Below are 22,186 nucleotides of genomic sequence, written 5' to 3'. Positions count from 1 at the left end.
GTGGCGTCATGCGATGAAGGGTGATCCGCCCGAAAAGATCGCATTAACACATAGATGTACTGCGATTCATGGTTGCATTCATCACACGTGTGACCTACGCTTCGGGAAGATTTCGTAGCGATGAACAAGAGAGTGCGGTCGGGTGACAAGCCCCACCGGTCCTTAGTGGTGTCGCTGTTTCCGTACTCGTCGCTCGATACGCACGGGGCCCCCTGTCGACGGCAAATGAGAGGAACCGTACGTGAGGTCAAACGTGTCCACCGCTCGAACGTCGTTGCTGGCCGTGGCGGCCCTCGTTGCCGCCACGCTGCCGGCCGTGCTGAGCGACCAAACACCGGCCGCGGCCGCGGTACAGGCCACCTACTACGTCGCCCCCGACGGCAACGACGCGAACGCGGGCACCCTCCAGTCCCCGTTCCGGACCCTGCAACGCGCGCGGGACGTCGTCCGTACGGTGAATACGAACATGACCGGCGACATCAACGTGTTCCTGCGTGGTGGAAGTTATCCGATCAGCAGCACTGTCGAGTTCGGCCAGAGCGATTCCGGCACCAACGGCTACCGGGTCATCTACGGCGCGTACGCCAACGAGAAGCCGATCCTCGACGGCGGCGTCCAGGTGACCGGTTGGACCCAGCACAGCGGCAACATCTGGAAGGCGCCGCTGGACCGCGCCAACAAGCTGCGGGCGCTCTACGTCAACGACAAGCGCGCTGTGATGGCGACGAAGACGGTCAGCTCGGGCGGGTGCTTCGGGACGTACACCATCACGGCCGGCCAGGCCGCGTGGGCCTGGGAGTCGGGGTCGCAGTGCGACGGCGCCCGCTACAACACGAACGACTTCCCCGCCATCGCGCGCAACCAGGACGACATCGAGATCGAGACGGGCACGACCTGGACCACCGCCATCGTGGGCGTCCGTCAGGTGACCACCGACGGCGGGAGCCGGGTGGCCCTGTTCCAGCAGCCGGGCGCGGCCATCGCCCAGGGCGCCTTCAACGGCAACGCGCAGGTGGGCGGCACCCACAAGCTCATGAACGCGTACGAGTTCCTGGACGCGCCCGGTGAGTTCTACTACGACAAGGGCGCGAAGACGGTCTACTACTACAAGGCCAGCGCCGAGAACATGTCCACCGCGACGGTCTACGCGCCGAACAACGTGACCACCGTGCTGCGGGTCGCGGGCACCTCGACGACCAGCCACGTCCGCAACATCACGTTCTCCGGTCTCACGGTGCGGCACTCGGACTGGAACCTGTTCAACGTCGCCGGTTCGTCCTACAAGCAGGCGCAGCAGGGCAACCTCGGCGCGCAGGCGTACGCCAAGGGCAACTTCCACGTCTACCACTACCGCAACGTGGACGTCAGCCCCGGCATCATCCAGATCCAGAACGCCGACGGCCTCCTGTTGCAACGCAACCGGATCGAGCACACCGGCGCCGACGGGATCAGCATGGTCAACGACGTGCAGGGCACCCAGTTGATCGGTAACGCCACCAACGACATCGCCGGGTCGGCCATCAACGTCGGTCATCCCCAGCACGTCTACATCGGCGACGGCACGTCGACCAACCGGGAGAAGTACCTCCCGCAGGTCGAGGGGTTGCCGAAGAACATCGACATCAAGAACAACTACCTCTACGACAGCGCCGTTCTGTTCAACGGGCACAGCCCCATCTCGGCGTACTTCGTCGACACCCTGACGATCCAGCGCAACCGGATCGAGAAGGCACCGTGGTCGGGCATCACCATGGGGTGGGGATGGTGGAACTTCGACGGGTCATCGGGCTCGATCCAGCCGAACCGACCCACCACGACGGCGCGGAACAACACCATCAGCCACAACCACATCATCGACACGGTGCAGCGTCTCAGTGACACGGCACCCATCTACACGCTGGGCAGCCAGCCGGGGACGACGATCACCAACAACTATCTCCAGGGCGTCCCCTCCGGACACAAGTACGGCCTGCACCCGGACGAGGGGTCGGCGTTCATCACCTTCCGGGACAACGTCCTGAGCATCGACAAGAACGTCACCTGGATGATCAATTCCGACGACTTCGGGCGGAAGCACGACCTGAGCATCACGCAGATCTACGGCCCGATCAACAAGGTCTCGAACAAGAACCTGCCGAACAGCACCGTCGCGGACATCCTCGTCTCCTCCGACTATGTCTGGCCGGCGGCGGCCTACAGCATCGCGGCGAACTCCGGTCTCGAGGACGCCTACCGGGACATCGTCCCGGCGAGCACCTTCTCCTCGCCGAACTACGTGCTGCCGGCCAGCACGTTCGTCACCAGCGCCACGGCGTCGATCCCGATCCGGAGCACCGGCGACGCCACCAGGTCGGTCTGGCTGGCTCCGTCCGGCACGACCACCTTCACCGCCGGGGCGACGATGACCAGGGCGGCCGGCAACGCCACCACCATCGCCGTGCCGGCGACCCAGGGTGAGTACCGGCTGTACGTCGTCGACGCCCAGGGCAACCGGTCGGCGGAGTCGACGTGGATCGTCCGCCAGCAGCAGGGCGGCGGCAGCGGTACGGGGCAGGGGCAGCTCGTGGGCGGCCAGTCCGGCCGCTGCGTCGAGGTGCCCAACTCGTCGACCACCAACGGCACCCAGACGCAGCTCTACGACTGCGGCAGCGGCACCAACCAGCGGTGGACCCACACCAGCAGCAGGCAACTGACCGTGTACGGCAACAAGTGCCTGGACGCCTCCGGGAACGGCACTGCCAACGGCACCCAGGTCATCATCTGGGACTGCCACGGCGGCACCAACCAGCAGTGGAACGTCAACACCAACGGCACCGTGACGAACGTCCAGTCGGGGCTCTGCCTCGACGCCAACGGCGCCGCCACCGCCAACGGCACGAAGATCATCCTTTGGGCCTGCAACGGTGGCCCGAACCAGCAGTGGACGCTGCGTAGCTGACCCGCCCGAAACCCCGGGGCCAGGCCGACACGGGCCTGGCCCCGGCTATTTCTGGTAGCCGTAGTTGTCGCACGTCCGGCGCTGGAGGACACAGTTCTTGGTGCGCTTGTTCATGGTGTTGACGTCCCACATCACGAACGCGTCCCCGTGCATCGACGAGGCGCTCTTCCCCTCCTTGTCGGAGGAGAGGTAGTAGCCCGCCGGGGTGCCCTTCACCGGGTACTGGATGTCGAAGGTGATCGCCGGGATCCGCACCGGGTGGCTGCTCGGGCAGCCGTTGCCGCTGCCGTACGCCACATGGTCCTTGTGGTTGGGGCTGTCCAGGTGCTTGCCGTCCCAGCAGTCGGGGAACTGCATCATGAAGTGCAGGGTCGCGTCCCCGCCGCAGATGGGCCAGTTGCCGTTGGTGCTGCGCGCGATGCCGTCGAGGTCCCCGGGGCCGTAGAAGGCGCAGTAGAACTGGCCGGTCGCGCCGCGCGGCGTGGGCTTCTTCTTCTTGGCGTCACCGGAGATCATGCGCAGGCCGTTGGGCATGGGCATCTGACCCGTCGAGTTCTTCGCCAGCGACCGGTAGTAGACCCGGAAACCACTGGTCTCGACCGGCTTGCCGGTCGCGTTGTCGTAGAGCGTGGGCACCCAGTAGGCGGAGTGGTCCTGCACCGGCTTGCAGGAGGTGGCGGTGAACTTCGTCAGGTCCCCGGCGACGGTGTCGGCGTCGACGGCCTTGTTCCCGACGAAGGAGTGCATGTGGGAGGCGCCCGGGAGGCCGGGGGCGACGATCGGGTCGTCCGGAAGCCGGTGGCTGTACTGGCAGTCCGCCCGGAACTCCGGGAGATTGCCGACGCCGGCCGGGACGGGGTCGACCTTCAACGCCTGGTACGCGTCGGCCTGGGCCTTCCAGGCGGCCCGATCGACCGGTATCCAGCCGGTGGTGGGGACCTTCGGGGTGGCCGCCCTCGACGGTGTCGTGGACGCCGACGGGGTCGCGGAAGCAGCCGGTGTCGCGGAGGTCGACGCCGCCGCCCCGGGTGACGCGGCCTGCCCGGCCGAGGACGACGGGTATTCGAGGGCGTTGGCCGCGTTCGACGGCTCGGGCGTCACGCCGCCACCGCCCAGGTAGACGCCGGCGGCAGCGATGACCAGCGCGACCGCCGCGCCCGCGGCCATGGCCAACCTGTTGCGGGCGAACCAACTCGGCGGGCGGTGACGGGACGGCGGTTGGCTCGCGTCCGGTTCGGGCAACGAGGCGTACGACACGGGTCACTCCCAACGAGCGGACGACGGCGCTGACCCGGACGGCCACGGCCGCCGTATGGTAGGCGCTTCCCGATCACACCCGACAGCTTCTTAAAGCTTCTTTAAAGGATGTTGGTCGTTCCGCTCGCGGAGGTGGGGCACCGACCGCGAAGTCCGTCGATCGGTGCCCCACCCGGCGTCGTTACTTGGCGGCGCTCAGGGCGACCAGCGCCTGGGCGGTGCGGAAGTAGGGGCTACGACCGAGGTCGCCGACGGTGGTGATGTTGAACGCCTCCTTGAGCAGCTTGGCGTCTCCGGCGCTGACGCCGGTGAGGGCGCTCACGGGGGAGTCGACCAGCTCGGCGAGGGTCTTGTCCTGGTAGGCCTTGACGACGAGCTTGCTGAAATCGGCGGTGACGCTCATGCGATCTCCTACGAGCAGCAGGTGGGACATCCCACCCGGAAGCGGATCTAGCGGATGAATTAGATCATCAGCCGCGAGCACCGTCCACAGGGGACGGTCGGGCTTCGGGCGCCGTGTCCGCGTCCTTCGGCAGCCGGTGCTCCAGGTCGGTGATGATCGCGCGTAGCTGTGCCAACTGCTCGTGCACTGACGGCTCGCCGGGCCCCTCGCCGACCTCTGGCCGGAGCGCGCGCGACGCCGCGGCGCGTTCTTCCTGATGGGCCTCGTCCAGGGCGTTGAGCACCACCCCGACCAGGAGGTTCGTCAGCAGGTAGCAGGCGGCGATCATGTATGAGACGTAGTACAGCACCGCCCACTGCGTGACCTCCCGGCCAGCCTGGAGGGTGTCGGTGATGCCGTCCAACGACAGCAGCAGGAACAGCGTGAGCATCGCCTGCCCCACAGTGCCGTACCGCTCGGGAATCGCCACCCCGAACAGCATCCACCCGAGCATCGCGTACCCGTACAGCACGAGAACGGTGACCAGAAGGAAGCTGCCCAGCCCGGGAAGACTGCGCCGGATACCGACGAGGATCACGCGCAGGCTCGGGAAGAGGCGGAACGCGCGGACGATGCGGGCCAGGCGCAGCAGTCTCAGCAGCGTGATGTTCTCGCGTACGCCCGGCATCAGTGGCGCCGCGATGATGAGCAGGTCGAAGACGTTCCACGGGTCCCGGAAGAAGTCGGCGGGGCGGCGCAGGTGCGCCCCGAACCGCGCCAACAGCTCGCCCATGAAGTACGCCAGGCACGCGTACTCGATGGATTGCAGCGGTGCCCCGGCCCGGCCGTACGTCTCCAGGCCCAGTGCCAGAGCGTTGATGGTGATCACGACGAAGCTGGCCAGGCTGAACCAGGGCGCGGTCACCAGCTCCTGGCACGTGTCGGCCAGGCGGTGTGTCCGACCGGGTGGTGCGCTCGTCATTCTTCCTCTTGGCCCGTTGGGGTGACGGTGGCGGCGGCCACCGTGGTCGATGGCCGCCGTGCGACGTGGTGTCGCCCCGGGGTCACGCCTCCGGGGTGGCCTCGTCCTGCTGCTCCCCGCTCGGCGACTCCTCGACCTCGTCCACTGCCTGCCGGGACGCCGGCACGGTCCAGGAGAACTCGATCTCGACGGACAGTTCCGTCTCGCTCTCCTGTTCGATCTCCAGCTCGCAGCGCACGGTATCCGCCACGGACACGGAGCCCGCCGCGCCGTAGAAGATCCGCCCATCGGACTCCAACTGGCTCGCCAGCTGACGCAACCAGGCGGCCAGATCCGAACGTGACACCGTGCGGGTGTCCTCGTAGATATCCATGGCGGCCATGCTCGCATTCCACAAAGGACCGACGCGGTAAGGGCTTCGGCCGCGCGCGGGTCGGGCGCATGGTATGGATCTTGTGGGGTAGGCGAAAAACTCGTCCGGGGAGGTGCTGTCGCGCCGGTCGCGGGTACTGGTGAGAGATGACGTCGACCTGGAAGCCCCACGAGAAGCACGGCGGCCTGACGGACAAGGACAAGCGCGAGCTGCCGGAGAGCGTCTTCGCGTTCCCGGACAAGCGTAAGGAACCGATGACCGACGCCGGCCACGTCCGGAACGCCATCGCCCGGTTCGACCAGGTGCAGGGCGTCACCGACAAGGAGCGTGACCAGGCCTTCCAGAACATCCTCGCCGCCGCCGCGCACTACGACGTCGAGGTGGCGGAGACGAACTGGCGTCAACTCGGCAAGCTACCGCACACCCCGAATCCGGCCCACTGAGGCGAGCGACGCTGTTCCGCGTCGCTGCCGGGATAGATCCGGCACCGCCGGGTAGACCCGGCGATGCCCGCAGAGCAGGAGTCGTCCGGCGATCCAGCCCCGTCCCCGACCGGTCAAGCACTGGTCGGCCTGCGTGAGCGGGCGGGGTACGCCGTACGCTCCCGCGCCTGGCGGCTGCGCCTCAACGGGCTGCTCGCCGTGCAGGCCGGCGTCGCGGCGTCACTCGCCTGGTTCGTGGGTTACCAGTTCCTGGACAATCCCGCCCCGGTCTTCGCGCCCACCACCGCTGTGGGCATCGTGGCGGCCTCGATGGGGTCACGCCTGCGGCGCACCATCGAACTGCTGGTCGGGGTGGTCCTCGGGCTTGCCGTGGGTGACACGCTCATGCCGTTGTTCGGCATCGGGGCCTGGCAGACCGGTGTGGTCGTCGTGCTGGCGATCATCGTCGCCCTGCTGCTCAAGGGCGGCGGTTCACTGCTGACCCAGGCGGGCGCCACCGCGGTGCTCATCGCCACCCTCGAACCGCCCGTCCGTGACCTGTCCCTTCCGCGCTTCGTCGACGCCGCAATCGGTGGGTTGATCGGGCTGGCGGTCGGTCTGCTGCTGGTGCCCATCCACCCGCAGCGCACGGTGCGGCGGCTGGCGGAACCCGTCATCGACCCGGCCATCACCGCTCTGCACGACCTGGCCGCGGCGCTCCGCGGCCGCGATCTCGCCGCGACCGAGCGGGGTCTGGGTGCGTTGCGGGACATCTCCCCTCGGCTGACCGCGTTGAACGAAGGGCTCGACGCAGCCCAGGAGGTGGTACGCCTCGCGCCACTTCGGTGGCGGGAACGCCCATCGCTGGCCTTCTACACCGAAGCCGTCCGCCACATGGAGCGCAGCCTGCACAGCTGTCGGTCCATCGCGAGGCGGCTCACCAGGGCCCTCCGGGACGACGAGCCGATACCCGAGGAGTTTCCCGAGGCTCTCGACCTGCTGGCCGACAGCGTGCAGACCCTCAGATGCATGATCCGCACGCGGGATGACCCATCGGAGGCGCGGGGGCAGATCCTGACTGCCGTCGAGTTGATCGGGAATGCGCAGGGGGAGGCCGCGCCCGATCCCACCCGCCCGCACACGCACCGGTTGGGCTATTCCGGAATGATCGCTGCCGGCGAGTTCCGTACCGCGGCGAACGACCTGCTCATCGCCAGCGGGCTCGACGCCGACAGGGCGGCGGCCCTGGTGCGGCGGACAGCGGATCCGGAGGAATGGAAATGACCCGCCTCAGGTCGCCGTGAGCGCGGCGAGGACGTCGAGGTAGTGCGGGTTCCGCATGACGCCCAGCACGTTGCCGAACGGGTCGACCACCGACGCGGTGACGAACCCCCCGTCGCCGTGCGGGGTGATCGGCTGGTACTCCGTGGCGCCCAGCGCCAGCAGTCGGTCGACGGTGGCCTCCAGGTCGTCGACGTGCCAGTGCATGACCACACCGCCGGGCCCGGTCGCGGATGCCCCGGCAGGCGCGTACCGGCGGTCGATGATGCCCAGTTCGGCCTGGTAGTCCCCGACGCGGAACTCGGCGTACGCGAGGCGTCCGTCCGGCCCGGGGCGCGTGAAGTACGCCTCGACGCCGAGGAGGTCCGCGTACCAGGCGGTGGCGGCCTCCACGTCGTCCGCCCAGATGTTGAGTGTGGCAAATCCTCGCAGGCTCATCCGCGATCCTCTCGTCGCTGTCGTCGATGGAGACGTTATCGGCGATTGCGGACGGATCCCTTCCGCAATGCCGTCCGGTTCGACGATGTCGAGCCAGGGGACGGGTGTGGGCAGTGTGTCGCGGCCCTTTTCCGGGTAGTCGCCGCCATTGCCACGACGGATGGCGGGGGACAGTGTGGAGAGCTACCCGGCGGTCGAGAGCCATGGCCTGATCGGTGACCTGCAGACGGCGGCGCTGATCAGCAAGGACGGCATTGTCGACTGGTTCTGCGCGCCCCGCTTCGACTCACCGAGCGTCTTCGGAGCGCTGCTGGACCGCCGGAAGGGCGGCCATTTTCAACTCGCTCCCGACGGCGTCGACTACGCGAGCAAGCAGCTCTACCTGCCCGGTACGCCGATTCTCATCACCCGTTTCCACAGCGCGGACGGTGTGGGTGAGTTGTTGGACTTCATGCCCGTCACAGGTGAACGTGCCACCGACCACCACCGGTTGATCCGACTGGTCCGCATGGTCCGGGGAAGCATGCGGTTCCGCTTCGACTGCCACCCACAATTCAACTACGGGCGCGATCCGTACCAGCTCGAGGTGCACCCCGAGGGCGACGTTTTCCGGAGCCCGACGCTGACCTTCACCCTCGCCGCGTTCAAGAACGTGGAACGGGCGTTCGAGGTGAGGGATGTCCGACGCGACGCGGAGGGGGTGTCCGCGTCGTTCACCCTCAACGAGGGCGACATCGGTGGGGTGTCCCTGGAGACGGCCTGCCCGCACGCGCCCCGGGCGCTCAGCACCGAAGAGGCGTGCGAACTGCTCGCCCAGACCCGCGACTACTGGCGGCGGTGGCTGAGTGGTTCCCGCTACACCGGTCGCTGGCGGGAGATGGTCGACCGGTCGGCGATGACGCTCAAGTTGATGACGTACGCACCGACCGGTGCCCTGGTCGCCGCACCCACGGCGGGGCTGCCGGAGCAGGTCGGCGGGCAGCGGAACTGGGACTACCGCTACACCTGGATCCGCGACGCGTCCTTCTCCGTGCACGCGCTGCTCCGACTGGGCTTCACCGAAGAAGCCCAGAAGTACCTGTACTGGTTGGACGCGCGTATCCGTGAGGCCAACGACGGCGACCAGCCCTTGCAGATCGTGTACCGGATCGACGGCTCGTCGGACCTCGGCGAAGAGGTGCTGGGCCACCTGGAGGGGTACCGCGGCTCGGCCCCGGTGCGGATCGGCAACGGTGCCGCGGACCAACTGCAACTCGACATCTACGGCGAGGCGCTCGTCGCGCTGGACCTCGCGGACCGGCACGGGCTGATCGCGCCGTACGAGGGGTGGCGGAAGACGGCCGGGTTGATGGACTGGCTCTGCGAGCACTGGGACCAACCCGAGGACGGCATCTGGGAGACCCGTTCCGGGCGGGAGGACTTCACCTACGGGCGGGTGCTGTCCTGGGTTGCGCTGGACCGGGCCGTCCGCATCGCCCAGCGCCGGGGGCGTCCCGGCGACATCCTCCGCTGGACCGCCGCGCGGGACGCCATCTACGAGCAGGTCATGACCCGTGGATTCGACCAGGGGCGCGGAGCGTTCGTGCAGCACTACCGTTCCGGCATCCTGGACGCCTCACTCCTGGCGATGCCGGGGCTGAACTTCATCGCGCCGACGGACCCGATGTGGGAGTCGACTTTGCGGGCGATGGACGTCGACCTGGTCTCCGACAGCCTGGTCTACCGCTACGACCCGAAGGCCTCGCCGGACGGCCTCGCCGGCACCGAGGGCACCTTCAACATGTGCACCTTCTGGTACGTGCAGGCGCTGGCCCTGGCCGGTCGGCTCGACGACGCCCGGTTGACCTTCGAGAAGATGCTCACCTACAGCACCCCCCTCGGCCTCTACTCCGAGGAGATCGCGCCGACCGGCGAGCAGATCGGCAACTTCCCACAGGCGTTCAGCCACCTCTCACTGATCAGCACCGCGTCCCACCTGGACGAGCTGCTCAACGATCAGGGCTGACCGGGGCGGTCAAAACAGCGTCAGGGGCTCGACCGGGATCGGCTCGGGCAGCGCGTCGAGCGTGGGCACCTGTGCGCGTACCTCACTGTGAAACTGGCGGGCGAGCGCGGGCGCGTCGGCGTTGTCCGGGGTGTGGACGAACATCGTCGGTGAGCGACCCTCCCGGAGCCACGTGGCGGTCAGGTCGACCCAGCGTTGCCACCCCTCGACAGTGCGCGTCGAGTCGTCGCGGCCGAGGTAGCGGACGATCGGCTGATCGGTCAGCGCCGTCGACCGGCGCGGCACGCGCGGTTTCTTGGTCCAGGCGTCGCGCTCCGCGTCGCTGGTCGGCCGGCTCGCGAAGAAGGCGGTCGTGTCGAAGGGGATCCACTCGGCCGACGCGGCGGTGAGGGTCGCCTCCAGCAGCCGGATCGCGCGGTCGTCGGTGAAGAACGCCGGATGGCGGACCTCCACCGCGTACCGGTGGGATCGGGGGAGTCGAGCCAGGAAGCGTTCCAGGGTCGGCACGTCGGCGGGCGCGAACGAGCCGGGCAACTGGATCCAGAGAGCATGGGTACGCGGGCCGAGCGGCTCGATCGCGTCCAGGAAGGCGCGCATTGGTGCGTCGACGTCGGTGAGTCGACGTTCGTGCGTGACCACCTTCGGAAGCTTGGGGACGAACCGGAATGCGGGTTCGGTCTGCGCGGCCCACGACGTCACGGTGTCCCGGGTCGGGGTCGCGTAGAACGTCGTGTTGCCCTCCACGGCGTCGCACCAGCTGGCGTAGTGCGTCAGTCGTTCCGCGGGTGGCAGCCGGTGGCCCGGCCACGACCGGTGACTCCACATCGCGCACCCCACGTGGAGACGCATGACCGCCCCCTCCCACCGCTGACCGTGCTCGACGCTGCCCACCGTATACGGGCCACCGGGCCGGGGAGACGGTGCTGCCGCTAGGGTCCGGCGTCATGCGTGTGCTGTTCGCCAGTCTTGCGTCAGTCGGCCACACCTATCCGCTGATCCCGCTGGCGGTCGCCGCCCGGGATGCCGGTCACGAGGTGCACTTCGCCGCCGGTGAGGCGGTACACCAGCCGCTCGCCGCCAACGGTCTGCGGCCGTTCCGTCCCGCCGACGCGTTCTACGAGGTGTACGCCGAGGATCTCGAACCGGAGTTGGCGCGACTACGCCCGGACCTGGTGGTGCATGGGTGGGGGTTGCCGGGAGCCGGCGTCGCCGCTCGTCGGGCCGGCATCCCGAGCATCTGGCACGGGTTCGGCCGAATGATCCCCGAGGGCATCGGCCTCGAACTCCCCACCAGGAACCCCGAGGTCGTCGGTCGACCGCACGTCGACATCTGGCCGCCCTCCCTACAGGACGAGACGTTCCTCGTCACGGAACATCGGATCGAGCTGCGCCCGGTCGCCTTCTCCACACCGGCCCCGCTACCCGCAGGGGTGAGCCGTCGGACGTCTCGGCCGTTGATCTACCTGACCCTTGGCACCGCGTTCGGCACCGCCGAACTGCTCCGTACGGCCATCGCCGGTCTGGCAACGGTGGACGCGCAGGTGGTGGTCGCGGCAGGTCGCGTGCCCCCGGAGCAGCTCGGTGAGATTCCCGACCACGTCACCGTGCGTCAGTGGGTGTCGCAGGCGGAACTGTTGCCGCTCGTCGACGCGGTGGTGCACCACGGCGGCAGTGGCACCACCCTCGGTGCGCTCGCTGTCGGCGTACCGCAGTTGATGCTGCCGCAGGGTGCTGACCAGTTCGCCAACGCCGAGGTGCTCAGCGCCGCCGGTCTCGCCCTGCGGCTCCTCCCCGGGGAGGTGGACGCGAGCGCTGTCGCCGAGCAGGCCCGCCGCCTGCTGTCGCGGCACGCCGCGCAGCGCGAGGCGGCCCGGGACGTCGCCGAGGAGATCGCTCACATGCCGTCGCCGACGGCCGTCGCCCGACGACTGCCGGAGTTCGTCGAGTGAGCACGCCCATGCGTCAACTTTGGGTTGACGAAGGGGTTGCGTCAACCTATGGTTGACGTATGACAGAACCTAACCGGATGAGCAACACGGTCAAGCTCGATGACCTGATCCAGGCGATCAAGACGGCGCACACCGACGCCCTGGACCAGCTCACCGATGCGGTCATCGCTGCCGACCACCTCGGTGAGGTCGCCGATCACCTGATCGGTCACTTCGTCGACCAGGCCCGCCGCTCGGGTGCCTCCTGGACTGACATCGGCCGCAGCATGGGCGTCTCCAAGCAGGCCGCCCAGAAGCGCTTCGTGCCGAAGGCCTCCACCGACGCCGCCGCACTCGACCCGAACGCCGGCTTCGGCCGTTTCACCCCCCGGGCCCGCAACGTGGTGATGGCCTCCCAGGAGGAGGCCCGAGCCAGCGGGAACGCCGAGATCGGGCCCGAGCACCTGGTGCTGGGTCTGCTGGCGGAGCCGGAGGCGCTCGCCGCCCGGGTGATGGCTGACCTGGGCGTCACACCCGAGGCGGTGCGGGAGACGGTCGCCGCCGCCCTCCCGCCCCGCGTCGAGCAGGTGCCGGACCTCATCCCGTACGACGCGCGTGGCAAGAAGGCGTTGGAGCTGACCTTCCGGGAGGCGCTGCGCCTCGGGCACAACTACATCGGCACCGAGCACATCCTGCTCGCCCTGCTGGAGCAGGAGGACGGCACCGGCGTGCTGACCAGCCTCGGTCTGGAGAAGGCGGCGGTGGAGGCCGACCTCGCCACCGCCCTCGCCGCCGCGGTCAGCGCCGCGTCGAAGAGTGGCGAGGCCGGTTAGGCGACCGCGATCCGTTTCGAGCCGTCCCGCGAGTGGCGATGCCGCTCCGGGACGGCGCGGTCTTCCCAGCCGTCGCCGCGACCGAGGGCGTCGGCAGCGACTGGTCACTGGAGTTGAGTCCGGAAAGTTGCTTATGCCTTCGCGGGTCCTCGCGCCGGATCGCTCTCGCCTAGCCTCGGGTCATTGCACGCTCATCCACACAGATGTCCAGGCGTGCCAGGAGGGCTGCGGTCGTGTCGAGTGGCCGGCGGAACGTTCACCACCGAGCAGATGTCCGAGTGGTGGGTGTCCTCATGACGTCGGCGGCGCTGGCGGGGCTGACCGCCTGCTCCCCGGCCGAGAAGCCGGTGCTCGCCCTACGCGTGGTCGACGGGCAACCGGCTCTGGTCGTGGCGGAGTGCGCCGCGTTCACGGCAGACCGGATCAGCGTCTACACCGTCGACGTCACGCCGGCTCAGAGCTGGACCATCGACCGCAACGGCGGCGGCGAGGTGACGACCGTGACCTTCTTCGAACTGCCGGCAGGTTGGACGCCCGACGAGCAGACGCTCACCGCTCTCGAACCTGGCACTGAATACTCGGTCGCCGCCTACGGGGGCCGGCACAACGCCGTCCCCGTCCACTTCACGCTGGCCGAGGTGACCGGGCCCGGGCCGGATCGCGTCCTCGTGCACGAGGGGCAGACGCAGCGGAAGGCGGTCACCGAGACCGCCTTCCGCGACAAGGCGAAGAAGGCCTGCTGACGCCGTTGGGTCAGGGGACGTCGGGAAAGCCGTAGCGCAGGGCGTGCTCCGGGTCGGCCGGGTCGATCTGGCGCACGCCCGCGTCGGCGAGGCGCTTGTTGACCTCGTCGAGCTGCTCGCGTACCAGTCGGGCCTCCTCCTCGGTGACCCGACCACGGTGCGGCTTGCCGGCGTGCTCGAGCGTGCCGTAGTCGATCTTCTCGGCGCTCTTGCGGGCCTTGGGCGGCCGGACCCGCTCGGCCGTCTTCAGCAGTTGGGCCATCGGCACGTCGGTGGCCATCGCGTCGAACTCGCTGGCGGTCAACACCACCCGGCGGGGCTCGCCGCCGCCGTGCCGGTCGTGGATCTCGACCACCGCCACGTCCAGGGCGGCGTCGTCGATGTTCTCCACCTCGGTCGGCGTGGCGTCCAACTGCACGGGCCCGGCGACCAGGTCCGGGTGCTCCAGCACCACGACGCGGACCACCTCGTCGTCCTGCTGCAGAACCGTGCCGGTGAAGTCGGAGACGTGGATCGTCTTCTTGCCCATGCGCGGAGCTTCTCCTGTCGTAGGCCGGGATGCCGGACCACAAGAAATTACCCGACAGGTGTGCGAAAGCCGCCGCTGGACCTCCCCGGTGTGTCGCCCGCTCGAGAGGCTCAGAGGCTGCCCTTCGGTGCGACCCACTCGGTGGGCTGGCCGGTCACGGCGCTGATCCGGTCGTAGTCGGCGTCGTAGTGCAGCACTGTCGCGCCGTGCTGTTCTGCGGTCGCTGCGATGATCAGATCGGGTAGCCGGAAGTGGCGGTGCTGACTGTCGGCCGCGAGGACGCGGTGGACCTCCAGGGCTCGGTCCATCGCTGCTGTCGACACATCCATCCAGCGGTGCCCCCGCAGTGCCTGCCAGAGGATTTCGTAACCCTTCGGGTGGGGTGCGTTGTTGAGATATTCGAGGCTGGTCATCTGACAGGCGGCCAGCCGTCCCTCGGCCAACAGTGTCTCGAAGCGCCGCCGAACCGACGGGTGGCGACCCTGTAGGACGTAGACCGAAGTGTCCGCGAGGTAGATCTGCCCCGCCATCAGGCTGCCTCGGTGTCGCGCGCCTGTTCGGCGAGTGAGCCCAGGTCGCGGCCGCCGCCGTGGCGCCAGGCGTCGACAGACCCACTGAAGTCCATCTCCACCTGGTCGAACGCGGCGACGATCTCGCGAGCCTGCCGACGGACGGCGAACGCGTGCAGGGCGGCATTGATGGTGGCCACCTTGGTGTCAGTGCCGAGGACCTCCCGGGCGGCGTCCAACCACTCGTCGTTCACGTCCACGGTGATGCGAGTCATGAAGTGAAATCTACACCAGCTGACACCCTCGTGAGGCACCAGAAATAGTCTTGAATTGGTGCGTCAACGGCGGTTCAGGCGATGCCGGCTGGAGCTGCCGGTCGACATCTTGTTCAGCCCGCACCACGACAGGTCCCCAGCGCCCACCGCTCGGGGGTGGCGGTAGCGCGGCTGGGGCGGGATGCCACCGACGGTCTCCGCCGCCTGCCAGAGTCGCTCGGGGTCCTGCTGGTAGTGGTCGTTCGGCTGCATCGGCATGCGTTCACCGTCCCAAACAAAGGTGACCAGGTATGGAAATAGATATGACGGTCGATTTGTCTGCCTGGTTCCGCTCACCCGCTGTCGGGTCCGGCCCGTACGGTTCGTCCGCCCGACCGCGCTCTCCGGCGTACGGTGATCCACGACGGGCCGGGTGACGGGGGAGGTCTGCATGCTCGACCGGCGACTCCAACTGCACCTGGCCACCTGGCTCGGCCAATGGCCGGCCGGGCCGGGGTTGCACGTGGTGGCCTCGCGCCGACGGGCCCAACCGGCCTGGGACGGTCGACTGCGGCCCGCGCTCGCCGTGGACACCGGGCAGAGCGGTGTCCTCTCCGTCGCGCCGGAGCGGGTGGCGGCGATCCGTTCGCTGATCCGGCGTACACCGGACCGGCTGCTCGCCGCGCTGCCGGAGGCCGTCGGGCTGCCGGACTGGTGCGTGCACGACGGCTTCTTCCGGTGGAGCGTGGCTCCCGCCCCGCTTCCCGACGTGGGGGAGTGGACCGATCCGACGGCTCCCGGGTTGCCGCCCTGGTTGCGGCTCTTCGACCAGCCGGTGCTGGTGGTCCGCGACCCGGACGGCGCCTACCTGGCGGGTGCCGGCATCAAGCGGCACGACGCGTACGGGCACGAGTTGGCCGTCGGCACGGTGCCGGCCGCCCAGGGGCGTGGCCTCGCCCGCCGACTCGTGGCCCAGGCGGCGCGACGGGTCCTCGACGAGGGGGCGGTGCCGACCTATCTGCACGAGCGGGACAACCACGCCTCGGCCCGGGTGGCCGAAGCCGCCGGGTTTCCGGATCGGGGCTGGCGCGCGTACGGGGTCTATCCGCGCTGACCGGCCAGCGGGTCGGTAATGGGCGCGGACCGTGGATCCCGGGCCGGATCCACGGTCCGCAACCTCCCCCCAGGTCCCGGTTCCGGTGCGCCGGTCACGCCGTGCGCGAACCGGAACATGTCGATCACGCTACGTATCGAACAGGCGTGGGGCAAGGTTTGAGGTGTCGGTTCGGAGTGTCGAAAAGCGGACTTGACCTGCGGCTGAGCTGTTCACGCCGTCCCTACCAACGGTGACGTAGCGTGTAGTGCCGAGGTGGGTGTTCCGCTGTCGGGTCAAGCTATCGGGTCAAACCGAGCGCCTCGGCCGCCGCTCGCCCGTTGGCGTGGCTCGCGCCGAAGGTGGTGACGAAGGCACGCACGCCGGTTGGCCGCCACTGTGCCGGCCAACCCATCTCGACCACGGTCACGGCATGCTGGGCGGCCAGTCCGTTGATCAGTTCCGGACCTCCGGGCAGCCGGTGCAGGTGTCGCCCGACCAGCACGACGGGTCGGTTACCGGCCAGCTCACGCAGGCTCGACGGGTCGGCCTCGGTGGCGATCACCCGGAGCTCCTGCACCCCGTCGAGGTGTGGGCCGAGGCCCCACGGGACCCGCCCCTCCGCGATCGTCGACTCGGTGTGCAGGTGCACCACAAGCGGCTGGTCCAGGCCGGTGAGTACGCCGTCGACACGGACGGCGCGGCGGGCTGCCGCGTACCCCAGGTCGGTGTCGTCGGTGGTCGGCGACCCGACGGCGGCCCGCGTCCAGGCGGCGAGTTCGGCGGTCCGGCCGGCGGCCTCCTCGACCCGTGCGGTCGCCAAGCGGCCGTCGCTGAGCGCGTCGACGATCTCGGCGGCCACCAGCTCGACCAGCTCGGCGTCGACAGTGGCGCCGATGCAGAGCAGGTCGGCACCGGCGGCCAGGGCCCGAACGGCGGCCGGACCCACCCCACCGGCGGCCACCGCCGCGCCCTTCATCTCCAGGGCGTCGGTGATGACGACGCCGGTGAAGCCGTACTCGGCGCGGAGCAGATCGACCAGGACGGCTCGGCTGAAGGTGGCCGGGTCGCTGCCGGTCAGTGCCGGAACCCGGATGTGCGCGGTCATCACGGCCCGTGCCCCGGCGGCGACGACCGCGGCGAACGGCGGCAGGTCCCGCTGGCGCAGCAGGCTCAGTGGGGCGTCCACTGTGGGCAGCTCGTGGTGGGAGTCGGTCACTGTGGCGCCGTGCCCGGGGAAGTGTTTGGCGCAGGCGGCCACGCCGGCAGCCTGGAGGCCGGTCACGGCGGCCGCCGAGTGGGCGGCGACCCGCACCGGATCCGCGCCGAAGGACCGCGTGCCGATCACCGGGTTGTCGTCGGCGGTGTTGACGTCCACCGTCGGGGCGAGGTTGACGGTGATGCCGAGCGCGGCCAACTCGGTGCCGATCGACTGGTAGACCCGGCGGGTGAGCGCCACGTCACCGATCGCGCCGAGGGCGGCGTTGCCGGGGTACGGGCTGCCGGTGGCGTGTGCCAGCCGGGTCACGTCGCCGCCCTCCTCGTCGATGGCGATCAGCACGTCCGGCCGTCCCGCGCGCAGCGCGGCGGTGCTCGCCGCCAGCTGTGCGGGGTCGTGCACGTTGGTGCCGAACAGGGTGTGCCCGGCCAGCCCGTCGGCCAGCAGGTCGACCGCCCAGTCCGGCGGTACGGGTCCCGGGTACGCGGCCAGCAACGTGCCCAGCGCCAGCCGGCGCAGTCCTGGATCCAGCCCCACGTGATCTCCCCCTTCGGTGCCCAGCGCGTACGAAACCTCGTACCGGTGGTGGTCTTGGCCCTGCCGGGTCGGCCGAGCGTCCCACCGTCGGGTGACCGTTACGCTACGGCTACCCGTTCGCAGGTCGGTTTACAGTTAGCAAAGTTTACTAAAACTAGAGGACGTGTCATGAGTGCGACCCGGCTACCCGGCACCCCCCGCCTGTTGCGGGCGCTCAACGACCGTGCCGCGCTGGAACTGCTCCTCGAACGCGGTCCGTTGACCAGGGCCCGACTCGGCGAGCTGACCGGGCTGTCGAAGGTCACCGCCTCGCAACTCGTCGAGCGGCTGGAGGAGCGCGGCCTCGTCACGCGGGTCGGCGAGCAGGCCGGCGGGCGGGGGCCGAACGCCCAGCTCTACGCGGTTCGTCCGAGCAGCGCGCACGTGGTCGGGGTCGACGTCGGGCCGGACCGGGTGGTGGCCGCCTGCGCCGACATCACCGGTGCGGTCATCGGTCGGGTGGAGCAGTCGACCCGGGACACCGACGACCCGGTGGGCGTGGTGCACAACGCCGTGGTGCAGGCAGCGAGCAGCGCCCAGGCGCAGCTGAGCAGCGTACGGCGGATCGTGCTCGGCACTCCGGGTCTGGTCGACCCGGGCACCGGCGACATCACCTTCGCCTTCAACCTGCCGCGCTGGCACAGCGGCCTGCTGGCCGCGTTGCGGGAGGACCTGCACACCCCGGTCGTCTTCGAGAACGACGTCAACCTGGCCGCGGTGGCCGAGGCGCAGTCCGGTGCCGCACAGGGTCTGGCGGATTTCGTGCTGGTCTGGGTGGGCGCCGGTGTCGGGCTGGCGATCATGCTGGGCGGGCGGCTGCACCACGGCAGCAGCGGAGCGGCCGGCGAGATCGGCTACCTGCCGGTGCCCGGCGCGCCCATCCCGCGTGATGTCTCCCGGCGTGCCAAGCCGGCCTTCCAGCAGCTCGTCGGCGCGGACTCGGTGCGGGCGGTGGCCGGTGAGCACGGCTACCCGGACGCCGACGCCGCCGAGGCGGTCCTCGCGGCCGTCGCTGCCGGCGCCGAGGGCGGCCCGATGCTCGACGAGTTGGCCCGCCGGCTCGCGATCGGCGTGGCCAGCACCTGTGTGGTGCTCGACCCGCCGCTGGTGGTGCTCGCCGGCGAGGTGGGTCGGGCCGGTGGCACGGCGCTCGCCGACCGGGTGCAGCAGGAGGTGGCGGCGATCACCCTGGTCCGACCTCGGGTGGTGCCGACCGGGCTGACCGAGGAGCCGATCCTGCACGGCGCGCTGCGCACCGCGCTGGACGCTGTGCGCGACGAGGTGTTCGGCTCCACCGTCGGCTGAGCCCGCTGCGGCGGTCATGTGAAGGAATATTTCACCGCGAGCCCGCGGGTTGCAAGCCCTTGCCGGCCCGTCGGGCCGACCCCTGAGGGCCGGCCCGACCGGCCCCGGCTCAGATCAGGTCGCGGCGACGGAACACGGCGAACGCCGCTGCGGTCAGTCCGCCGGTGAGCAGGAGCAGCACCACCAGAGCCGGCCCCCAGGTCAGGACATAGGAGCCGTCGCAGTAGGCCGCGCCCGAGCTACCCGGACAGGTGTCCCAGAAATCCGCCTTGGCGGTGAGCCAGGCCTGGATGTGGCTGGAGAGCATGAACCGGTCCGGCCGTCGAGCGTCGATGATCTCCAGGACCAGGCGGCCGCCCAACTCCCACACCACCAGGTACGCCGCCGCCGCCCCCAACGCCGCCGACGTGTGCCGACCCAGTGTCGCGATGGCGAAGCCCATCGCGGAGGCCAGCAGCACCAGCACCACACCACGGAGGTGCACCGCGCCGAGCGAACGCCAGAACTCACCGCTCAGCCGGCCGGGTAGTCCGGCGGTCTGCCCGATCACCCAGAACGTGGCGAGGTAGGCCACCGACGCGATCAGGGCCAGAACCAGCACCATGCCGAGCAGGGTGCCCAACTTGGTCGCCAGCACCGTCAACCGGCGTGGTCGCCACAGCAGCAGGTTCACCACGCCACCGGAGTTCAGATCGGCGCCGATGTAGGAGGCGCCGACCAGGAACCCGAACAGCACCAGGAACGCGATGAGGAAGTAGAGCAGCGGCAGCGCCTGGTTGGCGAAGCTGAACACCCCCGGCAGGAAGTCCGCGGCGATCGGCAGCCGATCCTGCCGGATCGGGTCGATCTCCGAGCAGTCCTTGGGGAAGTACTGGTCCATGTCGCTCTGCGGAAGCGTGCCGTTCTGTCGCGCCAGGCACTGCTGGTGAGCCAGCTCCAGTCCCTGCCGCGCCTCGGCGGCCTGAGCCCGCGCCGAGGTCATCTCGTCCGCGCTCGGCTTGTGGGAACCCGCCAGGGTGGTCGCCGCCGTGACAGCGAAGGCAAACACCAGCAGGACGACCATGAGCTGCACGAAGCGACGGGCCGACAGCCGCTCCACCTCGGCACGGACCAGGTTCACGCGTCCACTCCCCGATCGATATTGATCACAGCATCGCCCTGATCGGCGTACGACAGCGCCGCGTCGTCGACCTGCCGGGGCACCGACGGATGCTCGTACGCGCCCGTCAACTCCAGGAAGACGCTCTCCAGATCCGGCCGGAGCGGGGTCAGCTCGCCCACCCACAGACCCTGCTCGCCGAGCGTCCGGCTGACCACCGTCGGGTCACTCACCCCGCTCACCACCAGCGCCTCGCCGTCGACGGCCGCCGTCAGCCCGGCCGCGTGCAGCAGCTCGACAGCGCGCTCGGTCTCGGCCACCCGCACCAGGAACTCGTGCCTGTCGTAACCGGCCAGCACCTCGTCCACCCGACCGGCCGCCACCCGACGCCCGTGCGAAATGATCGTGACGTGGTCGCAGATCAGTTGGATCTCGCCAAGGATGTGACTGGACACCAGCACTGTCACCCCGGCCGCCGCCAGTGACCGCATCAGGTCCCGCATCTCCCGGATGCCCGCCGGGTCCAGCCCGTTCGCCGGCTCGTCCAGGATGAGCAACCGTGGGTCCTTCAGCAGCGCGGACGCCACCGCCAGGCGCTGCTTCATGCCCAGCGAGTAGCCCTTCACCCGCTCGTCGCCGCGGTCGCGTAGGCCCACCAGGTCCAGCGCCTCGTCCACCCGCGAGACCGGCACCCCGCCGGCACGCGCCAACAACCGCAGGGTGCGGTAGCCGGTGAAGTTGCCGAAGAACTGCGGACTCTCCACGATGGCGCCGACCTGCCCCGCCACCCGGGGCAGCGACTCCGGCGACGGCGCACCCAGCACCGTCATCCGTCCGCTGTCGGCGCGTACCAGCCCGAGCAGGGCGCGCAGGGTGGTGGTCTTGCCGGATCCGTTCGGGCCCAGGAAGCCGTGGATCTGGCCCTCCTCGACCAGCAGGTCGAACCCGTCCACCGCCACCCGTCGGCCGTTGCGCATGGTGTGGAAGGTCTTGCGCAGACCCTCGATCTCGATGACCGCGCTCATCCGCGCGGCTCCGTACCTCGACGGGGCATGGACGGTCCTTCAGGTTTGGTGATCAATGACACGGCGCTTCACCCTATGGCCGGGGCGCCGCCCGTGGGGGGCGCCGCGTCGCTGCGTGGTTGGATGGAGCGGTGACTGGTGACCTGATCCCCGGCGCCGCCGGCGCCGCGCCTGCCGCCGCCCCCGTCGACCCGGATCTGGTGGTCAGCCTCGACGGCGTGGGCGTACGCCGCTCCGGCACCGCCCTCCTGCAGGACCTGACCTGGCGGGTCGAGCTGGACGAGCGGTGGGTGGTGCTCGGCTCCAACGGGGCCGGCAAGACGACACTTCTCAACCTGGCCGCCGGCCGACTGCACCCCACCACGGGTGTAGCGCACGTGCTCGGCGAACGGATCGGCCGCACCGACGTCAACGAGCTGCGTACCCGCATCGGGCTCACCACCGCCGCGGTCGCCGAGCGACTGCCCGCCGACGAGCGGGTCAGCGACGTGGTGGTGACCGCCGCCTGGTCGGTGGTCGGCCGCTGGCGGGAGAACTACGACCGTGGCGACGAGGCGCGGGCCCGGGCGCTGCTCAGCCAGCTCGGTGTGGGCGGGCTCGCCGAACGCCGCTACGGCACCCTCTCCGAGGGGGAGCGCAAGCGGGTGCAGATCGCCCGTGCCCTGATGACCGACCCGGAGCTGCTACTGCTCGACGAGCCCGCCGCCGGGCTCGACCTGGGTGGCCGGGAGGACCTGGTCGCCCGACTGGCCGAGCTGGCGTACGACCCGGACGCCCCGGCGATGGTGCTGGTCACCCACCACGTCGAGGAGATCCCGCCGGGGTTCACCCACGCGCTGCTGCTGCGCGAGGGTGGCGTGGTCGCCCAGGGCCTGCTCGCCGACACCCTCACCGGGGACAACCTCTCCAAGACCTTCGGCCTGCCGCTGGTGGTGGAGCGCTCCGGCGACCGCTACACCGCTCGGGCGGCCTGAGCGACGGGTCAGGGCGGAGAC

The 22,186-nt window shown here is 69.7% G+C and carries 23 protein-coding genes; 10 read left to right on the top strand and 13 right to left on the bottom strand.

Annotation, left to right across the window (positions count from 1 at the left end):
- The first annotated feature begins 241 nt into the window (after positions 1 to 241).
- Entirely contained in the window at positions 242 to 2,938 is a 2,697-nt protein-coding gene (locus tag O3438_RS16410) for an RICIN domain-containing protein (protein WP_269680776.1), read from the top strand.
- 45 nt (positions 2,939 to 2,983) lie between these two features.
- On the opposite strand, the gene O3438_RS16405 is transcribed toward O3438_RS16410, so the two are convergent.
- The 4 genes from O3438_RS16405 to O3438_RS16390 form a co-directional block, all read right to left on the bottom strand.
- Positions 2,984 to 4,195 (bottom strand): DUF1996 domain-containing protein, encoded by a 1,212-nt coding sequence (locus O3438_RS16405; protein ID WP_269680775.1) that lies wholly within the window; start codon positions 4,193 to 4,195, stop codon positions 2,984 to 2,986.
- Between the two features lie 181 nt (positions 4,196 to 4,376).
- Positions 4,377 to 4,598, bottom strand: a complete 222-nt coding sequence (locus O3438_RS16400) for a hypothetical protein (protein ID WP_145785213.1) — start codon at positions 4,596 to 4,598, stop codon at positions 4,377 to 4,379.
- A 67-nt stretch (positions 4,599 to 4,665) separates the two neighbouring features.
- Positions 4,666 to 5,559: an ion transporter gene (locus O3438_RS16395; protein ID WP_269680774.1), complete on the bottom strand. Its 894-nt coding sequence runs from the start codon at positions 5,557 to 5,559 to the stop codon at positions 4,666 to 4,668.
- An 82-nt stretch (positions 5,560 to 5,641) separates the two neighbouring features.
- The gene (locus tag O3438_RS16390) at positions 5,642 to 5,941 is read right to left on the bottom strand and encodes an amphi-Trp domain-containing protein (RefSeq protein WP_269680773.1); all 300 of its coding nucleotides are present in this window, start codon (positions 5,939 to 5,941) and stop codon (positions 5,642 to 5,644) included.
- A gap of 137 nt (positions 5,942 to 6,078) precedes the next feature.
- Between O3438_RS16390 and O3438_RS16385 the strand changes: the two genes are divergently transcribed.
- Together O3438_RS16385 and O3438_RS16380 are read left to right on the top strand one after the other, a co-directional pair.
- Complete coding sequence (locus tag O3438_RS16385) at positions 6,079 to 6,375, top strand: DUF6582 domain-containing protein (protein ID WP_145785210.1); 297 nt, start codon at positions 6,079 to 6,081, stop codon at positions 6,373 to 6,375.
- Between the two features lie 63 nt (positions 6,376 to 6,438).
- The gene (locus O3438_RS16380; protein ID WP_269680772.1) at positions 6,439 to 7,638 is read left to right on the top strand and encodes an FUSC family protein; all 1,200 of its coding nucleotides are present in this window, start codon (positions 6,439 to 6,441) and stop codon (positions 7,636 to 7,638) included.
- Between the two features lie 6 nt (positions 7,639 to 7,644).
- Here the strand turns inward: O3438_RS16380 and O3438_RS16375 are convergent, their stop codons facing one another.
- Positions 7,645 to 8,073: a VOC family protein gene (locus tag O3438_RS16375; RefSeq protein WP_269680771.1), complete on the bottom strand. Its 429-nt coding sequence runs from the start codon at positions 8,071 to 8,073 to the stop codon at positions 7,645 to 7,647.
- A 175-nt stretch (positions 8,074 to 8,248) separates the two neighbouring features.
- Here O3438_RS16375 and O3438_RS16370 point away from each other — a divergent pair, with 175 nt between their 5' ends.
- Positions 8,249 to 10,078, top strand: a complete 1,830-nt coding sequence (locus O3438_RS16370) for a glycoside hydrolase family 15 protein (protein WP_269683662.1) — start codon at positions 8,249 to 8,251, stop codon at positions 10,076 to 10,078.
- A gap of 9 nt (positions 10,079 to 10,087) precedes the next feature.
- Here O3438_RS16370 and O3438_RS16365 read toward each other — a convergent pair whose 3' ends face one another.
- A complete protein-coding gene (locus O3438_RS16365) occupies positions 10,088 to 10,903 on the bottom strand; it encodes a DUF72 domain-containing protein (RefSeq protein ID WP_269683661.1) in 816 nt (271 codons plus the stop codon).
- A 119-nt stretch (positions 10,904 to 11,022) separates the two neighbouring features.
- Between O3438_RS16365 and O3438_RS16360 the strand changes: the two genes are divergently transcribed.
- From O3438_RS16360 to O3438_RS16350, 3 genes are all read left to right on the top strand, one after another.
- Entirely contained in the window at positions 11,023 to 12,027 is a 1,005-nt protein-coding gene (locus tag O3438_RS16360) for a glycosyltransferase (RefSeq protein ID WP_269680770.1), read from the top strand.
- Between the two features lie 59 nt (positions 12,028 to 12,086).
- Positions 12,087 to 12,839, top strand: coding sequence for a Clp protease N-terminal domain-containing protein (locus tag O3438_RS16355; protein WP_269680769.1), 753 nt, complete (start codon positions 12,087 to 12,089; stop codon positions 12,837 to 12,839).
- A 293-nt stretch (positions 12,840 to 13,132) separates the two neighbouring features.
- Positions 13,133 to 13,582: a hypothetical protein gene (locus O3438_RS16350; RefSeq protein ID WP_269680768.1), complete on the top strand. Its 450-nt coding sequence runs from the start codon at positions 13,133 to 13,135 to the stop codon at positions 13,580 to 13,582.
- A gap of 10 nt (positions 13,583 to 13,592) precedes the next feature.
- Here O3438_RS16350 and O3438_RS16345 read toward each other — a convergent pair whose 3' ends face one another.
- The 4 genes from O3438_RS16345 to O3438_RS16330 form a co-directional block, all read right to left on the bottom strand.
- A complete protein-coding gene (locus O3438_RS16345; RefSeq protein WP_269680767.1) occupies positions 13,593 to 14,111 on the bottom strand; it encodes a hypothetical protein in 519 nt (172 codons plus the stop codon).
- 110 nt (positions 14,112 to 14,221) lie between these two features.
- Complete coding sequence (locus O3438_RS16340) at positions 14,222 to 14,641, bottom strand: PIN domain nuclease (protein WP_269680766.1); 420 nt, start codon at positions 14,639 to 14,641, stop codon at positions 14,222 to 14,224.
- Positions 14,641 to 14,895, bottom strand: a complete 255-nt coding sequence (locus tag O3438_RS16335; protein ID WP_269680765.1) for a type II toxin-antitoxin system VapB family antitoxin — start codon at positions 14,893 to 14,895, stop codon at positions 14,641 to 14,643. The genes O3438_RS16340 and O3438_RS16335 overlap by 1 nt, the downstream gene beginning before the upstream one ends.
- A 63-nt stretch (positions 14,896 to 14,958) precedes the next feature.
- Complete coding sequence (locus O3438_RS16330) at positions 14,959 to 15,153, bottom strand: DNA repair protein (protein WP_269680764.1); 195 nt, start codon at positions 15,151 to 15,153, stop codon at positions 14,959 to 14,961.
- A 172-nt stretch (positions 15,154 to 15,325) separates the two neighbouring features.
- Here O3438_RS16330 and O3438_RS16325 point away from each other — a divergent pair, with 172 nt between their 5' ends.
- On the top strand, positions 15,326 to 15,988 hold the full coding sequence (locus O3438_RS16325) for a GNAT family N-acetyltransferase (protein WP_269680763.1): 663 nt from the start codon (positions 15,326 to 15,328) through the stop codon (positions 15,986 to 15,988).
- 280 nt (positions 15,989 to 16,268) lie between these two features.
- On the opposite strand, the gene O3438_RS16320 is transcribed toward O3438_RS16325, so the two are convergent.
- On the bottom strand, positions 16,269 to 17,723 hold the full coding sequence (locus O3438_RS16320; RefSeq protein WP_269680762.1) for a glycoside hydrolase family 3 protein: 1,455 nt from the start codon (positions 17,721 to 17,723) through the stop codon (positions 16,269 to 16,271).
- Positions 17,724 to 17,891: 168 nt separating this feature from the next.
- Here O3438_RS16320 and O3438_RS16315 point away from each other — a divergent pair, with 168 nt between their 5' ends.
- Entirely contained in the window at positions 17,892 to 19,067 is a 1,176-nt protein-coding gene (locus O3438_RS16315; RefSeq protein ID WP_269680761.1) for an ROK family transcriptional regulator, read from the top strand.
- 109 nt (positions 19,068 to 19,176) lie between these two features.
- Here the strand turns inward: O3438_RS16315 and O3438_RS16310 are convergent, their stop codons facing one another.
- Both O3438_RS16310 and O3438_RS16305 read right to left on the bottom strand, forming a co-directional pair.
- The gene (locus O3438_RS16310) at positions 19,177 to 20,187 is read right to left on the bottom strand and encodes an ABC transporter permease subunit (protein WP_269680760.1); all 1,011 of its coding nucleotides are present in this window, start codon (positions 20,185 to 20,187) and stop codon (positions 19,177 to 19,179) included.
- Positions 20,184 to 21,191: an ABC transporter ATP-binding protein gene (locus O3438_RS16305; RefSeq protein WP_269680759.1), complete on the bottom strand. Its 1,008-nt coding sequence runs from the start codon at positions 21,189 to 21,191 to the stop codon at positions 20,184 to 20,186. The genes O3438_RS16310 and O3438_RS16305 overlap by 4 nt, the downstream gene beginning before the upstream one ends.
- Before the next feature lie 131 nt (positions 21,192 to 21,322).
- On the opposite strand from O3438_RS16305, the gene O3438_RS16300 reads away from it, so the two are divergent.
- Positions 21,323 to 22,165, top strand: coding sequence for an ABC transporter ATP-binding protein (locus O3438_RS16300; RefSeq protein WP_269680758.1), 843 nt, complete (start codon positions 21,323 to 21,325; stop codon positions 22,163 to 22,165).
- Positions 22,166 to 22,186 lie beyond the last annotated feature (21 nt).

It is taken from the genome of Micromonospora sp. WMMC250 (genome assembly GCF_027460215.1).
In the GTDB taxonomy this organism is placed as follows: Bacteria; Actinomycetota; Actinomycetes; order Mycobacteriales; family Micromonosporaceae; genus Micromonospora; species Micromonospora taraxaci.
This window is presented reverse-complemented; position numbering and strand designations above follow the sequence as displayed.